Origin of the sequence: Streptosporangium sp. G11, from assembly GCF_051192615.1 — a bacterium.
Classification (GTDB): Bacteria; Actinomycetota; Actinomycetes; order Streptosporangiales; family Streptosporangiaceae; genus Streptosporangium.
Genome location: NZ_JBPJUQ010000004.1, coordinates 214,329 through 227,788, shown reverse-complemented (window position 1 = coordinate 227,788; position 13,460 = coordinate 214,329). Strand labels below are relative to the sequence as shown.

The following is a 13,460-nucleotide window of genomic DNA, read 5'->3' as shown; positions in this document are numbered from 1 at the left end:
ATGTCAGTAATTGCGGCGCACGTGGATGGCCCAGCCGCGCTCCGGGAGCTCGTGGCTGCCCACGTGGTGGTGCGACTTCAACCGGCACCAGGCCGGGATGTCGGTGACGGCGGCCGGGTCGTCGGCCAGGACCGCGACGATCCCGTTGCGCGGCACGTCGTTGATCTGCGCCGCCAGCATGATGATCGGGATCGGGCACTTCTTGCCCAGGGCGTCGATGGTCAGGGCCGGGGGCTGTGCCGATCCCGCCGGAGTGGCCTGGCTGGACGTCATCACGTCTTCACTCCCCGAATGTTGATCAAAGCTTGACCCCCGCCTCCTCGCGGATCCTCCGCACCATGTCGGGCAGGACGGCGAGAAAACGGTCGACATCCGTCGCCGAGGTGCCGCGGGGCAGCGAAACGCGGACGTTCCCGTGCGTGAGCACGCCCATGGCCTCCAAAACATGCGACGGACGAAGCGTACTCGCCGTGCAGGAGCTGCCGGACGATACCGAGAATCCAGCCCTGTCGAGTTCTGTCAGCAATGCCTCACCTTCCACATAAAGACACGAAAAGGTGACAATGTGCGGTGCTCGCGCGACCGGATCGCCGATGACCTCGACGTCCGGGACCAGCCGGGCCACCTCGGCCCTGACGCGGTCCACGAGCGCCGAGAGCCTGGCCGACTCCATGGCCGACTCGGCCACCGTGGCGCGCAACGCGGCGGCCGCCGCGACGATCGCCGGGACGTTCTCGAATCCGGGGACCCGGCGGCGCTCGCGGTCGTCCTCGGGCAGCGGGGTGCGCCACCGGGTGCCCTTGCGGACCACCAGCACGCCGACCCCCGCGGGACCGCCCCACTTGTGCGCGCTGGCGGCCAGCACCGACCAGCCGGGGGGCAGCGGCATCCTCCCGGCGGTCTGGGCCGCGTCCACCAGCAGCGGCACCCCCGCCTCGGCGCACGCGGCCGCCACCTCGGCGACCGGCTGGAGCGTGCCGACCTCGTGGTTGGCGCTCTGCAGGCAGGCGAGGGCCGTGCCCTCGGCGCGGACCGCCTCGCCGAAGGCGCCGGGGTCGACCGCGCCGGTGATCCCGACGCCGACCGTCTCGACCGAGCCGCCGTCGCGCTCGTGGATGCCCGCCGCGTGCAGCACGCTGGAGTGCTCCACGGCCGAGGTGACCAGGCGGCGGCCGGCCCTGCGGCGTCCGTGCAGGGTGCCGAGGACGCCCAGGTGCACCGCCTGGGTCCCGGAGGAGGTGAACGAGACCTCGTCGGGCCTGGCGCCCAGCGCCTCGGCCACCTCGGTCCTCGCCTGTTCCAGTAACATCCTTGCCCGGCGGGCGGAACCGTACAGTCTCGCGGGATCGGCCCAGCCGACGTCGAGGGCCGCGATGAGAGCCTCGCGCGCCTGGGGGTGCAGCGGCTCCGTGGAGGCCGCGTCGAAGTACGCCACGTCTCAATCGTCGCACCACGCGTGGTGCGGGCGGGGGCTGCGGGGGAGGGCGAGGGGGGTCCGCGCTAATGTGTCCCCCAGCGTGAAGCTGTGAACTACGAAATCTTGAACGTGAACAAACGACCGCCCAGGAGCGACTCCTGGGCTTCATCTGTGGGGTAGGCGATCCGTGAGTCCGACCCGCCGTTCTGCACGGCGTCCGTTGGCCCGCCGCCGGGTGCCACGCGCTGCCGCTCTGGCGCTGCCGCTGGTTTCCCTGACGGCGTGCAGTGCCGAAGACTGGTCCCGAGCAGGCCTGCCCGAGGGCATCACCAAGCAGTCCGAAGCCGTCCAGAACCTGTGGAACGGCTCGTGGATCGCCGCCCTCGCCACCGGTGTGGTCGTGTGGGGCCTGATCCTGTGGTCCGTTGCCTTCCACCGCAAGAAGAAGAACTCCAAGGAAGAGCTGCCGCCCCAGGTGCGGTACAACCTTCCGATCGAGATCCTCTACACGGTGGTGCCGATCATCATGGTCGGCGTTTTCTTCTTCTTCACCGCGCGGGACCAGAACTACATCACCAGCATGTCCGCCAAGCCCGACGTGACGGTCAAGGTCGAGGGATTCCAGTGGAGCTGGCGCTTCACCACGGAGTACAACGGCAAGACCGTCCAGGTGGTCGGCCAGCCCGCCGCCGACTACACCAAGGGACCGCAGCTGGTGCTGCCGGCCGGTAAGAAGATCAAGTTCGATCTCCACTCGCCGGACGTCATCCACTCCTTCTGGGTCCCGGCGTTCCACTTCAAGCTCGACGTGATCCCCGGGGTGAACAACAAGTTCGAGGTCGAGACCTTGAACAAGCCCGGCACCGTCCACGCCGGGCGCTGTGCCGAGCTCTGCGGCGTCGACCACAGCCGGATGCTCTTCTCGGTGAAGCTCGTCACCCCGGACGAGTTCGACCAGTACATCGCTAGCCAGGCGGGTGCCCAGTGACCGCACTTAACGAACCCCTCGTCCTCTCCCCGGTGCCGACCCGCAAGGGCTCGATCATCACGAAGTGGGCGTCGTCCACCGATCACAAGATCATTGGACATCTCTACCTGATCACCTCGTTCATCTTCTTCCTGATCGGCGGCGTCATGGCGCTGATCATGAGGGCGGAGCTGGCGCAGCCGGGTCTCCAGCTGACCAGCAACGAGCAGTTCAACCAGCTGTTCACCATGCACGGCACCGTCATGCTGCTGATGTTCGCGACCCCGCTGTTCGCGGGCTTCGCCAACGAGCTGATGCCGCTGCAGATCGGCGCCCCCGACGTCGCCTTCCCGCGACTGAACATGGTCAGTTACTGGCTCTTCACCTTCGGCAGCATCATCGCCCTGTCGGGATTCATCACCCCGGGCGGCGCGGCCAGCTTCGGCTGGTTCGCCTACACCCCGCTGTCGAACGCGATCAGCTCTCCCGGAATCGGCGGAGACCTGTGGATCGTGGGCCTGACCATCAGCGGTCTGGGCACCATCCTCGGCTCGGTGAACTTCATCACCACGATCGTGTGCATGCGCGCGCCCGGCATGACCATGTTCCGCCTGCCGATGTTCACCTGGAACGTCCTGCTCACCTCGATCCTGGTGCTGATGGCCTTCCCGGTGCTGGCCGCCGCGCTGCTGGCGCTGGAGGCCGACCGCAAGCTCGGCACGCACATCTTCGACTCCCAGACCGGTGGCGCGCTGCTCTGGCAGCACCTGTTCTGGTTCTTCGGCCATCCGGAGGTCTACATCATCGCGCTGCCGTTCTTCGGCATCGTGACCGAGGTGCTGCCGGTCTTCAGCCGTAAGCCGCTGTTCGGCTACATCGGCCTGGTCGGCGCGACGATCGCCATCGCGGGCCTGTCGATCACCGTGTGGGCGCACCACATGTTCCCCACGGGACAGGTGCTGCTGCCGTTCTTCTCCTTCATGACGTTCCTCATCGCGGTGCCCACCGGGGTGAAGTTCTTCAACTGGATCGGCACCATGTGGCGCGGCCACCTGTCGTTCGAGTCGCCGATGCTGTTCTCGATCGGCTTCCTGGTGACGTTCCTGTTCGGCGGCCTGACCGGTGTCATCCTGGCCTCCCCGCCGCTGGACTTCCAGGTCTCCGACTCGTACTTCGTGGTGGCCCACTTCCACTACGTGGTCTTCGGCACCGTGGTGTTCGCGATGTTCGCGGGCTTCTACTTCTGGTGGCCCAAGTTCACCGGCAAGATGCTGAACGACACCATGGGCAAGATCCACTTCTGGACGCTGTTCGTCGGCTTCCACACCACCTTCCTGGTCCAGCACTGGCTGGGCGCGCAGGGCTTCCCGCGCCGCTACGCCGACTACAGCCCGATCGACGGGTTCACCGACCTCAACATGGTCTCCTCGGTGGGCGCGTTCCTGCTGGGCGCCTCCACGCTGCCGTTCCTCTACAACGTGTGGAAGACCCACAAGACCGCGCCGAAGGTCACCGTGGACGACCCGTGGGGATACGGCAACTCCCTCGAATGGGCGACCTCCTGCCCGCCGCCGAGGCACAACTTCACCTCGCTGCCCCGCATCCGGTCCGAGCGCCCGGCGTTCGACCTCAAGCACCCGCACATCCCGGCCCGTGAGCTGGAGGAGAACCGATGAAGGTCCAGGGCTGGCTGTTCATCCTCTGCGGCGTCTTCTTCGCCGCCGTGGACGTCGTCTACTGGTACTGGTCCAAGGAGCCGGTCGGCACGACCGCGATGGCCATCTCGGTGGGCTTCGCGTTCATGATCGGCTACTACCTCATGTACACGGCCCGCCGCATCGGCGACCAGCCGGAGGACGACAAGCAGGGCGAGATCAGCGAGGGCGCCGGGGAGCTCGGCTTCTTCAGCCCGCACAGCTGGTGGCCGCTCTTCGTCTGCCTGGCCGTCGCGCTCAGCGCGGTCGGCCTGGTCATCGGCTGGTGGCTGTTCCTGATCGGCGTGTTCGCGATCCTGATGAGCATGATCGGTTTCGTCTTCGAATACTACCGGGGCAACTTCTCGCACTGACCCCGCGTCTCACCGCAACCTGAGCGGGCCACGGAAAAACTTCCGTGGCCCGCTTTTTGGCGTTTATTTGGCGCTCAGGGTGGATGTCTTATGTGGTGAACCGCTTACTCCGGGTAATAACTGAATCAGTGGTTCAGTCCGGGACAGGGGAGTTCATGTGGGGCACGCGATCCGTGGTTCGAGCCGGGGAGCGGGACTGCTGGCCCTCGCACTGGTGACGACTTCCTGCTCGGGAAACACCGCCGTACAGGGCGGTCAGGCATCACAGGCGCCCCGGACCTCCCAGGCGTCACCCGCCGCGGCGGCGGCCGTCATCACCGTGACCCCTCTCGACAAGGCCGGCGGCGTCCCCACGGACGTCCCCATCCTGGTCGCGGCACAGGGCGGCACCCTGAGGCAGGTCGTCGTGAAGGCCGTGAGGGGCGCCAGGGGCTCCCTGCCGGGCGTTCTCAGCGCAGACGGCACGCAGTGGCGCAGCCGCGGCACGGCGGCTCCAGGGGCCTCCTACGAGGTCTCCGTGACGGCCGTCAACCCGGCGGGCGCCGTCACCACCAAGACCTCCTCCTTCTCCACCGTGAAGAAGCGCGAGACCTTCGAGATCGAGAACTTCATGCCGGGCGAGGACTCGACCGGCCTGACCGTCGGCGTGGGCATGCCGGTGATGATCACCTTTGACCGCGACGTCTCCGACCGGGTCTCCATCGAGCGCAACCTTTTCGTCCGCACCTCCAGGCCGGTCCTGGGGGCGTGGCACTGGTTCGACAACCGGAACGTGCACTTCCGCCCGAAACGCTTCTGGCCCGCCGGTACGAAGGTCCGGGTCGAGGCCCGCCTCGCGGGGGTGCGCGGCGGCGCCGGCCTGTACGGGGCGGCGAACAAGACCGTCAACTTCAAGATCGGCCGCTCGCAGATCACCCGGGGCAGCGTCCAAACCCACCACCTCACGGTGAGGCGCAACGGCAAGGTCGTCCGCGAGATACCGATGAGCGCGGGGCAGGGCGGCAACTGGAAGTACCACACGACCAGCGGCGTGCACCTCGCCATGTCCCGGGAGAACGTCACCGTCATGACCTCGCCGGGCATCGGCCCCGGCTCCCCCGGCTACTACCAGCTGACCGTCTACGACACGGTCCGCATCTCCAACAGCGGCGAGTACATCCACAGCGCCCCGTGGTCGGTCGGCTCCCAGGGCAACTCCAACGTCAGCCACGGCTGCGTGAACGTCAGCCCGAGCAACGCCAAGTGGTTCCTCGACAACACGCTGATCGGGGATCCGATCATCATCACCGGCTCGCCCCGCGTTCTGGAGCCCCTGAACGGGTGGGGGCACTGGCAGGAGAGCTGGAAGGAATGGCTCAAGTGGAGCAGCCTCAAGAACTTCACCACCGACGACGTCTGAGCGGCGGCGCCCTGACGCCCGCTCAGGGCTCCGCGGACGTGGCCTGAGCCTGAGCCCGCCTCGGCCCGCGAAAGACCCGCAGAGGCCTCCTGGGGGCCGCCTGCGGGCTTCTTCGCAGCTCATAGGCCTCAGGAGCGCCGTGCCGCCGCACCGCCGCACCTCGGGGAACGCCGGGGAACGCGCAAAGCGGAGGGCCCGGACACCGTGTGGTGTCCGGGCCCTCCGGGTGGCGTCGGCCGTGACCGGGTCAGTGGGTCAGGGACCTGTCGTCTCCGCCCTTGCCGACCGCCGCGTGCTCGTCGTGGCCCTCGCCGATGGCGCCGTGAGCCTCGCCGTGACCGTGGCCGTCGTCGAGCGGGATCTTCTCGCCGCCGTACGCCGCGCTCATCTTGGCGCGGAGCCTGCCGAGCGGGCCGCGCATCCCCTTGGAGGGGACCTCTTCGCGGTTCCTCGGGCCGGGGCCGCCTTCGGAGACGATCGGGATCGCCTCCTTGCCCCGCATGTGGGCCTCGACGAGCTCGTTCGGCGCGACGTGGACCTCGATGTACTCGCCGTGGGGCAGCCGCTTGATCACACCGGACTCCACGCCGTGGCTGATGATCGCCGCGTCACTGCGCTGCAGGCCCAGGCAGATCCGGTAGGTGACCATGTAGGCCACCACGGGACCGGCGATGATCAGGAACCGGCCGATGTAGGTCGTCCAGTTCAGCGACACGTGGAAGAACGCGGAGATCTCGTCGTTGGCGCCCAGGAGCCACAGGACGCCGTAGAAGGTGACCGCCGACATGCCGATCGCGGTGCGGTGGGGGTTGTTGCGGGGACGGTCCGCGACGTGGTGCTCGCTGCGGTCGCCGGTGACCCACTGCTCGATGAACGGATACAGCGCCAGGCCCGTCATGACGATGCCCATCGGCACCAGGGCCGGGATCAGCACGCTCATCGCGAGCGTGCCCCCCGCGCCGCCGAAGAGGTTGAGCTCCCAGGCGGGCATCAGGCGCAGCGCGCCTTCGAGGAAGCCCATGTAGAAGTCGGGCTGCGAACCCGCCGAGATGTCGGCCGGGGTGTAGGGACCGAACAGCCAGATCGGGTTGATCTGGGCGAAGGTGCCCAGCAGCGCGATGACACCGAAGGTGAACATGAAGTAGGCGCCGGCCTTGATCATGAAGGCGGGGTAGAACGGCGCGCCCACCACGTTGTCGTTGGTGCGGCCCTTGCCCGGCATCTGCGTGTGCTTCTGGACCCACATCAGGATCATGTGAGCGGTGATGAGCGCCAGCAGGATGCCCGGGATGAGGAGGATGTGCAGCGAGTAGAAGCGGGAGATGACGTCCTCGCCGGGATACTCGCCGCCGAAGAGGAAGAAGGTGATCCAGGTGCCGACCAGCGGCAGCGAGATCGCCACACCCTCGGTGATCCGCAGACCGGCGCCGGAGAGCAGGTCGTCGGGCAGGGAGTAGCCGGTCAGGCCCTCGGCCAGCGCCAGCGTGAGCAGCAGCACGCCGATCAGCCAGTTCAGCTCGCGCGGCTTGCGGTAGGCGCCGGTGAAGAACACCCGCAGCGCGTGCACCATCATGCCGCCGATGAACAGCAGGGCGGCCCAGTGGTGCATCTGCCGCATCAGCAGGCCGCCGCGCACGTCGAAGCTGATGCTCAGCGACGAGGCGTACGCCTCGGACATCATGACGTTCTGGAGCGGGCCGTACGAGCCGGTGTACACCACGTGGCCCATGCTGGGCTTGAAGAAGAACGTCAGGAACGTGCCGGTCAGCAGCAGGACGATGAACGAGTAAAGGGCGATCTCACCCAGCAGGAACGACCAGTGGTCGGGGAAGATCTTCCGCAGGTTGCGCCGCAGGAAGGTGCCCGCGCCGAGGCGGTCGTCGACGAAGGTGCTCGCACCCTCGACGGGCTTGGGAACGGTTTCGATGCTCATGACTGTTGGGCTCCGTTCTCACGGACCTCGGCCTCGGCGTCGCCGCGCTCCCAGAAGCTGGGACCGACAGGGACCGCGAAATCAGCCGTTGCGACGAGGTATCCCTCATTGTCGACCGCGATCGGCAGCTGGGGCAGGGGGCGGGCGGCCGGGCCGAAGATGACCTTGGCGCCGTCGGAGGCGTCGAAGGTCGACTGGTGACACGGGCACAGGATGTGGTGGGTGGTCTGCTCGTACAGGGCCGCGGGGCAGCCGACGTGCGTGCAGATCTTGGAGTACGCCACGATCCCGTCGTGCGTCCAGTTCAGGTTAGTCCCGGACTTGAGCTCCTCGGGACGGAACTTGATCAGGATCAGTGTGGCCTTGGCCAGCGCGTTCAGGTCGTGCTCGTACCCGTCGGGCACCACGGAGAGGATGCCGCCGGGGGAGTTGAAGTCGGCGGCCCTGATGGGGGAGCCGCTTCCCTCGACGAGGAGCTTGCGCGGCTTGCCGTCCTTGGTCTTCTCTCCCCAGACGGTGTGCCGGAGCTTGGCCGGGAAGTTCGTGTGGCTCGGGCCGAGGTCGCGAAGCAGGACCAGCGGCGCCAGGCCGAGCGGGGCGGCGGCGGCCAGCAGGGTGCGGCGCAGCAGCGGGCGCTTGGCGATGCCGCTCTCGTTCGCCCCCTGCAGGAAGGTCGTGGCCACGTAGGACCTGGTCTCCGGGTCGGAGGCCATCGCGTGGCGCTCCTGGACCAGGTTGTACTTGGGCATGACCAGGCGGACCCAGGTCGTCATGCCCGCGGCCAGCCCGAGCAGGGCCAGCGTGAGCGTGCCGCCCAGCGCGAGGTTGGAGATCTGCGTCTTCTCGATGTCGCCGACCTGGAAGACGACGTACGACACCACGAAGCCCAGGCCCGCCAGGAAGGCGACGATGAAGCAGAAAGCGGCGTACCGCTCGCCCTTCCTCGCGGTCGCCTCGTCCTGGGGGGTCACACCGGGAACCTGGACGACGTCCGCCCTCGCGGGCTCCTCGCGGCCGAGAAGGGAGGTGCTCGTCGCCGGGGAGGGGGTGCCGATCACGCGCTTCGGCGCGCGCTCCTCCGGCTGTTCGATGTCGTGATTGTTGTCAGTCATTTGGCCTGTCGCCTCTTCGCGGTGATCCAGATGGCGGCCAGGGAGAGGAGGCTGAGCCCGACGACCCAGGCCACCAGACCCTCCGTGACCGGGCCGATGCGGCCGAGACCGGCGCCGCCCGGGTTGGGCTCCTCACGCACGCCCACGATGTAGGCGATCATGTCCCGCTTCTGCTCGGGGGTGATGATGCTGTCGTTGAACACCGGCATCGCCTGCGGGCCGGTGATCATCGCCTCGTAGATCTGCCTCTCGGTGGCCTCGTGCAGCGGCGGTGCGTACTTGCCCTGGGTCAGGGCGCCGCCGGAGCCGACGAAGTTGTGGCACTGGATGCAGTTGGCGCGGAACAGCTCCCCGCCCTTGGACTTGTCGCCCTTGGAGGCGTCGACCTGCTCGGAGGTCGGGACGGTCGGGCCGCCGCCGAGTGACTGCACGTAGGCGGCGAGCTGCCGGACGGTGTCCTCGTTGACCCAGGGCGCCGGGGGCTTGCGCGGTGCCTGCGCGCTGGGGTTGGCCAGGGGCATGCGGCCGCTGCTGACCTGGAAGTCCACGGAGGCGGCGCCGACGCCGATCAGGGTCGGGCCCTGAGCGGTGCCCTCGGCGTTGAGCCCGTGGCAGCTGGAGCAGCTCTGCTCGAAGAGCTTCTTGCCCTCCGCCACGTCGTCGGCCCTGCCGGACGCGATGGCGGCGTCGGCCTGCCGGCTCGGGGAGATTGCGAGCGCGACGGTGTAGATCCCGCCGATCAGGCCCAGGGCCAGGAGCAGGACGGCGTATCTCGCGAGGGGATGCCGCCGCCCAGCGGTGATCCTATTCACAGAGATCCCCGATTCCTTAGTGAATGCCATAGATGGTTACGAAAAGGCCGATCCAGACCACGTCGACGAAGTGCCAGTAGTAGGACACGACGATCGCGCTGGTCGCCTGCTCACGGGTGAAGCGCTTCGCGGCGTACGTGCGTCCCAGCATGAACAGGAACGCGATCAGTCCACCCGTCACGTGCAGGCCGTGAAAGCCGGTGGTCAGGTAGAACACGGAGTCGTACGCGGAGTGCGACAGCGTGTGTCCCTCGTGGACCAGCTGGCTGTACTCGAACAGCTGGCCGCCCACGAACACGGCGCCCATCAGGAAGCTGACGATGTACCAGAAGCGCAGCTTGGCGACCTGGCCCTTCTCCGCCGCCCACACGCCCAGCTGGCAGGTCACACTCGACAGGACCAGGATGATCGTGTTGGCCAAGGAGAACGGGACGTTCAGATGGGCCTCGGGCCAGGGCAGTCCCTGGCCGATGCTCACCGACCGGATGGTGAAGTACATCGCGAACAGCGCCGCGAAGAACATGAGCTCGGAGGACAGCCAGACGATCGTCCCGACGCTGACCAGATCGGGTCTGCGGGACGAGTGTGCTGTCGTCGTCGTTGAAATTGCGGATGCTGTCGCCACGGGCAGCATTATTGCGGCTCCCCTGCTCGGGTCGCCGCACGACCCCCCGATAGGGGGTGCATACGTCCCCCCAAAGTGGACGTATAGGGCAATTCGCTCGCCCCTGGCTCCGGCCTGGGTCTCCGGACCGGCTGACCGGTAGCATCCCAGGTGACCATACATCGACGAGGGATAGTGAGCGCGACCGTGAGCACCGACGACAAGATGAGGGTTCTCGTCTACAGCGACGACGCGAGCACCCGCGAGAAGGTGCGGCAGGCGATCGGCCGTCGTCCCGCAGGCGACGTGCCCCTCGTGGAGATCGTGGAGTGCGCCACCCACGCCAAGGTCGTCCAGCACTTCGACTCCGGAGAGATCGACGTCGCCGTGCTCGACGCCGAGGCCAAGCCGGCCGGTGGCATGGGCGTGGCCCGGCAGGCCAAGGACGAGGTCCACGACTGCCCGCCCATCTGCCTGCTGATCGCCCGCCGCGACGACCGCTGGCTGGCCGAGTGGTCGCGCGCCGAGGCCGTGGTGCCGCAGCCGATCGACCCGGTCGTCCTCGCCGAGACCGTCGCCGGCCTGATGCGCCGCCGGCTGTCCACCCGCCAGCCCTCCCGGTAGACCCCCCGGAACCCCCCTGGAGACCTCCATGGACGCGCGCACCACCTGGCCCGCGCTGTTGTCCGCCCTGATCGCGGGCGAGCACCTGACGGCCGACGAGACCGCCTGGGCGATGAACCAGATCATGTCCGGTTCCGCCACGTCCGCCCAGATCGCGGGCTTCGCGGTGGCGATGAGGGCCAAGGGCGAGACGGTCGCGGAGGTGACCGGCCTGGCGCGCACGATGCTGGATCGGGCCACCCCGCTGTCGGTCGCCGGTCCGGTCGTCGACGTCGTCGGCACCGGCGGCGACCGGGCCCACACCGTCAACGTCTCGACCATGGCCGCGATCGTGACCGCCGCGGCGGGGGCCAGGGTCGTCAAGCACGGCAACCGGGCCGCCTCCTCCTCCTGCGGCGCGGCAGACGTCCTGGAGCACCTCGGGATCGTGCTCGACCTCGCCCCGGCCGACACCGCCAGGGTCGCCGTGGAGGCCGGGATCGCCTTCTGCTTCGCGCCGGTCTACCACCCGGCGCTGCGCTTCGTGGGCCCCACGCGCAAGGAGCTCGGCGTCCCCACGATCTTCAACTTCCTGGGCCCGCTGACCAACCCGGCCAGGCCCGCCGCCCAGGCGATCGGCATCTTCGACGCGGGCATGCTCCCCGTCGTCGCGGGCGTCTTCGCCGAGCGCGGGGTCTCCGCCCTGGTCTTCAGGGGCGACGACGGGCTGGACGAGCTCACCATCGCCACGACCTCCAGGGTCTGGGTGGTGCGCCAGGGCGCCCTCGAGCAGATCGTCTTCGACCCGGCCGCCCTCGGCATCCCCAGGGCGGCGCCCGACGCGCTGCGCGGAGGGGACGTGGTGTTCAACGCCCAGGCCGTCCGCGACCTGGTCGGCGGCAAGACGGGGCCGGTCCGCGACGCGGTGCTGCTGAACGCCGCCGCCGCGCTCGTCGCCTTCGACGGCGCGGGCGAGGGCGACGGTGCCGGTGCCGGTGACGACCTGAACGCCGCGATGGCCGTGGGGTACGAGCGCGCGACGCGGGCCGTCGACTCCGGCGCCGCCGCCGAGACCCTCGACCGCTGGATCGAGGTCAGCCGGGCGCTCAAGCCGTCCTGACCTTCGCCGGGGACGATCCCGGCCGGGTCTCCGGCGGCCGTCCCCACGGCGTCGCCCGGGGTGTCCCGGACCCGTGGCCGGGAGCCTCCCGGCCACGTGGCCCGCGGCGTCACGGCGCCGCCTGACCGTCTCCGCGCCGGAAATCCTCCCCTCCCGGGTGGATGGAACATCCGCCCGGGAGAGGATGTACCCCCCGGGGGAGTCGTTCTAGATTGCCGCCATGTGGAGTGCTGACCCCCTGACCGAGCAGATGTTCCCCATCCTGCTGTCGTGCGCGGCGCTCGTACTGTGCGCGGCCGTGGCGAGCCTGGCGTGGGAGCGCAGGCTCCTGCTGCTGAGGCTCAGGTCCTGGGAGGCCAGATTCGCCGACCAGGGGGAGGCGCTGGCCGGTGCCCAGCTCGCCGAGCGGCGGGTGCGCATCGTCCGCGAGCTGCACGACGTCGTCGCCCACGGGATCAGCATGATGACGCTCGGGGTGGGCGCCGGGCGGATGATCATGGACAAGGACCCCGAGCGGGCCAGGGAGACCCTGCGGGTGGCCGAGGAGTCGGGGCGCCAGGCGCTCGTCGAGCTCCAGCGCACCCTGTCGCTGCTCGACCTCGACGGCCCCTCGCCGGGCAGGACCCCCCAGCCCAGGCTGTCCGACCTCCGCGATCTGCTCGCCGGGGTCAGGGAGCAGGGCCTGCTGGTGGACGTGGTCGAGGACGGCAGGCCCGCCGAGGTGGGGCTCGCCCTCGAACTGATGGCCTACCGCATCGTCCAGGAGGCGCTGGGCAACACCCTGCGGCACGCCGGTGCCCGCTCGGCCCGCGTCACGCTGCGCTGGCGGCCGGGCTTCCTCGACGTCCTCGTACGGGACGACGGCAGGACCGTCCCCTCGGCCGCGGCCGGGCACGGCCTGCTCGGCATGCGCGAGCGGGCCACCCTGTTCGGCGGGACGCTGGCGGCCGGGACCCTGCCCGGAGGGGGTTTCGAGGTGCGGGCGCGGCTGCCCACGGTGGGCGAGGTGGGAGGCCGTACGGGCGAGGGGGAGGTCACCGTCGCCGGGCCGCTCCGGGGGCCCGCCGGCGCGGGTGAGCACGCCGCCGGACCCGCCTCACGCGCCGGTTCCGCCCATGCGGACGAGGGGTCAGTCGGACTCGCCGAGGCCGATCGAGAAGGCGGCGTCCAGGTCGTGCCGTGAGTAGGCCCGGAAGGCGACGTGGGTCTCGGTGTGCAGCACCCCGTCCACCTTGTTGATCCGGCCGGGGACGACCTCGGCGATCTCCTCGTAGGCGGTGACGCGGACCATGGCCATCAGGTCGTACTCCCCGGTTATGGAGTAGACCTCGCTCACCCCGTCGATCTCGGCGACCGTCTGGGCGACCTCGGGGATCCGGTCCACCTCGGCGTTGATGTGAACGATCGCGGTGACCACGAGCTTCC

14 protein-coding genes are annotated in these 13,460 nt (G+C 69.0%); 7 read left to right on the top strand and 7 right to left on the bottom strand.

Going from position 1 to position 13,460, the window contains the following annotated elements; genetic code table 11:
* Positions 1 to 3: 3 nt before the first annotated feature.
* Positions 4 to 273: a sulfurtransferase TusA family protein gene (locus ACSDR0_RS06330; RefSeq protein WP_389914373.1), complete on the bottom strand. Its 270-nt coding sequence runs from the start codon at positions 271 to 273 to the stop codon at positions 4 to 6.
* A 25-nt stretch (positions 274 to 298) separates the two neighbouring features.
* Positions 299 to 1,435: a cysteine desulfurase family protein gene (locus ACSDR0_RS06325; RefSeq protein WP_435287780.1), complete on the bottom strand. Its 1,137-nt coding sequence runs from the start codon at positions 1,433 to 1,435 to the stop codon at positions 299 to 301.
* A gap of 217 nt (positions 1,436 to 1,652) precedes the next feature.
* Between ACSDR0_RS06325 and ctaC the strand changes: the two genes are divergently transcribed.
* The 4 genes from ctaC (at position 1,653) to ACSDR0_RS06305 (ending at position 5,851) form a co-directional block, all read left to right on the top strand.
* Entirely contained in the window at positions 1,653 to 2,405 is a 753-nt protein-coding gene (gene ctaC / locus ACSDR0_RS06320; protein WP_435287779.1) for an aa3-type cytochrome oxidase subunit II, read from the top strand.
* On the top strand, positions 2,402 to 4,060 hold the full coding sequence (gene ctaD, locus ACSDR0_RS06315) for an aa3-type cytochrome oxidase subunit I (RefSeq protein WP_435287778.1): 1,659 nt from the start codon (positions 2,402 to 2,404) through the stop codon (positions 4,058 to 4,060). Before ctaC ends, ctaD begins: the two co-directional genes overlap by 4 nt.
* Positions 4,057 to 4,452: a cytochrome c oxidase subunit 4 gene (locus ACSDR0_RS06310; RefSeq protein WP_329092784.1), complete on the top strand. Its 396-nt coding sequence runs from the start codon at positions 4,057 to 4,059 to the stop codon at positions 4,450 to 4,452. Before ctaD ends, ACSDR0_RS06310 begins: the two co-directional genes overlap by 4 nt.
* 157 nt (positions 4,453 to 4,609) lie before the next feature.
* Positions 4,610 to 5,851: an Ig-like domain-containing protein gene (locus ACSDR0_RS06305; RefSeq protein ID WP_435287777.1), complete on the top strand. Its 1,242-nt coding sequence runs from the start codon at positions 4,610 to 4,612 to the stop codon at positions 5,849 to 5,851.
* A gap of 247 nt (positions 5,852 to 6,098) precedes the next feature.
* Here ACSDR0_RS06305 and qcrB read toward each other — a convergent pair whose 3' ends face one another.
* From qcrB to ctaE, 4 genes are read right to left on the bottom strand one after another with little or no spacing between them, the layout of a single operon-like run.
* On the bottom strand, positions 6,099 to 7,784 hold the full coding sequence (gene qcrB, locus ACSDR0_RS06300) for a cytochrome bc1 complex cytochrome b subunit (RefSeq protein WP_435287776.1): 1,686 nt from the start codon (positions 7,782 to 7,784) through the stop codon (positions 6,099 to 6,101).
* A complete protein-coding gene (qcrA, locus tag ACSDR0_RS06295) occupies positions 7,781 to 8,896 on the bottom strand; it encodes a cytochrome bc1 complex Rieske iron-sulfur subunit (RefSeq protein WP_435287775.1) in 1,116 nt (371 codons plus the stop codon). The genes qcrB and qcrA overlap by 4 nt, the downstream gene beginning before the upstream one ends.
* Complete coding sequence (gene qcrC, locus ACSDR0_RS06290; RefSeq protein ID WP_435287774.1) at positions 8,893 to 9,708, bottom strand: cytochrome bc1 complex diheme cytochrome c subunit; 816 nt, start codon at positions 9,706 to 9,708, stop codon at positions 8,893 to 8,895. The genes qcrA and qcrC overlap by 4 nt, the downstream gene beginning before the upstream one ends.
* Positions 9,709 to 9,724: 16 nt before the next feature.
* A complete protein-coding gene (gene ctaE / locus ACSDR0_RS06285; RefSeq protein ID WP_435287773.1) occupies positions 9,725 to 10,342 on the bottom strand; it encodes an aa3-type cytochrome oxidase subunit III in 618 nt (205 codons plus the stop codon).
* Positions 10,343 to 10,537: 195 nt separating this feature from the next.
* On the opposite strand from ctaE, the gene ACSDR0_RS06280 reads away from it, so the two are divergent.
* From ACSDR0_RS06280 to ACSDR0_RS06270, 3 genes are all read left to right on the top strand, one after another.
* Complete coding sequence (locus ACSDR0_RS06280; RefSeq protein WP_435287876.1) at positions 10,538 to 10,936, top strand: hypothetical protein; 399 nt, start codon at positions 10,538 to 10,540, stop codon at positions 10,934 to 10,936.
* A gap of 28 nt (positions 10,937 to 10,964) precedes the next feature.
* On the top strand, positions 10,965 to 12,035 hold the full coding sequence (trpD, locus tag ACSDR0_RS06275; RefSeq protein WP_435287772.1) for an anthranilate phosphoribosyltransferase: 1,071 nt from the start codon (positions 10,965 to 10,967) through the stop codon (positions 12,033 to 12,035).
* Between the two features lie 220 nt (positions 12,036 to 12,255).
* On the top strand, positions 12,256 to 13,218 hold the full coding sequence (locus ACSDR0_RS06270) for a sensor histidine kinase (RefSeq protein ID WP_435287771.1): 963 nt from the start codon (positions 12,256 to 12,258) through the stop codon (positions 13,216 to 13,218).
* Here the strand turns inward: ACSDR0_RS06270 and ACSDR0_RS06265 are convergent.
* Positions 13,165 to 13,452, bottom strand: a complete 288-nt coding sequence (locus ACSDR0_RS06265) for an Lrp/AsnC family transcriptional regulator (protein WP_435287770.1) — start codon at positions 13,450 to 13,452, stop codon at positions 13,165 to 13,167. The genes ACSDR0_RS06270 and ACSDR0_RS06265 overlap by 54 nt on opposite strands.
* Positions 13,453 to 13,460 lie beyond the last annotated feature (8 nt).

Excerpts from the sequence above, each read along its gene's own strand:
- trpD (WP_435287772.1), top strand. The coding sequence starts at position 10,965 with ATGGACGCGCGCACCACCTGGCCCGCGCTGTTGTCCGCCCTGATCGCG.
- ACSDR0_RS06280 (WP_435287876.1), top strand. The coding sequence starts at position 10,538 with ATGAGGGTTCTCGTCTACAGCGACGACGCGAGCACCCGCGAGAAGGTG.
- qcrB (WP_435287776.1), bottom strand. The coding sequence starts at position 7,784 with ATGAGCATCGAAACCGTTCCCAAGCCCGTCGAGGGTGCGAGCACCTTC.
- ACSDR0_RS06330 (WP_389914373.1), bottom strand. The coding sequence starts at position 273 with ATGACGTCCAGCCAGGCCACTCCGGCGGGATCGGCACAGCCCCCGGCC.
- ACSDR0_RS06270 (WP_435287771.1), top strand. The coding sequence starts at position 12,256 with ATGTGGAGTGCTGACCCCCTGACCGAGCAGATGTTCCCCATCCTGCTG.
- qcrA (WP_435287775.1), bottom strand. The coding sequence starts at position 8,896 with ATGACTGACAACAATCACGACATCGAACAGCCGGAGGAGCGCGCGCCG.
- ACSDR0_RS06310 (WP_329092784.1), top strand. The coding sequence starts at position 4,057 with ATGAAGGTCCAGGGCTGGCTGTTCATCCTCTGCGGCGTCTTCTTCGCC.
- ctaE (WP_435287773.1), bottom strand. The coding sequence starts at position 10,342 with ATGCTGCCCGTGGCGACAGCATCCGCAATTTCAACGACGACGACAGCA.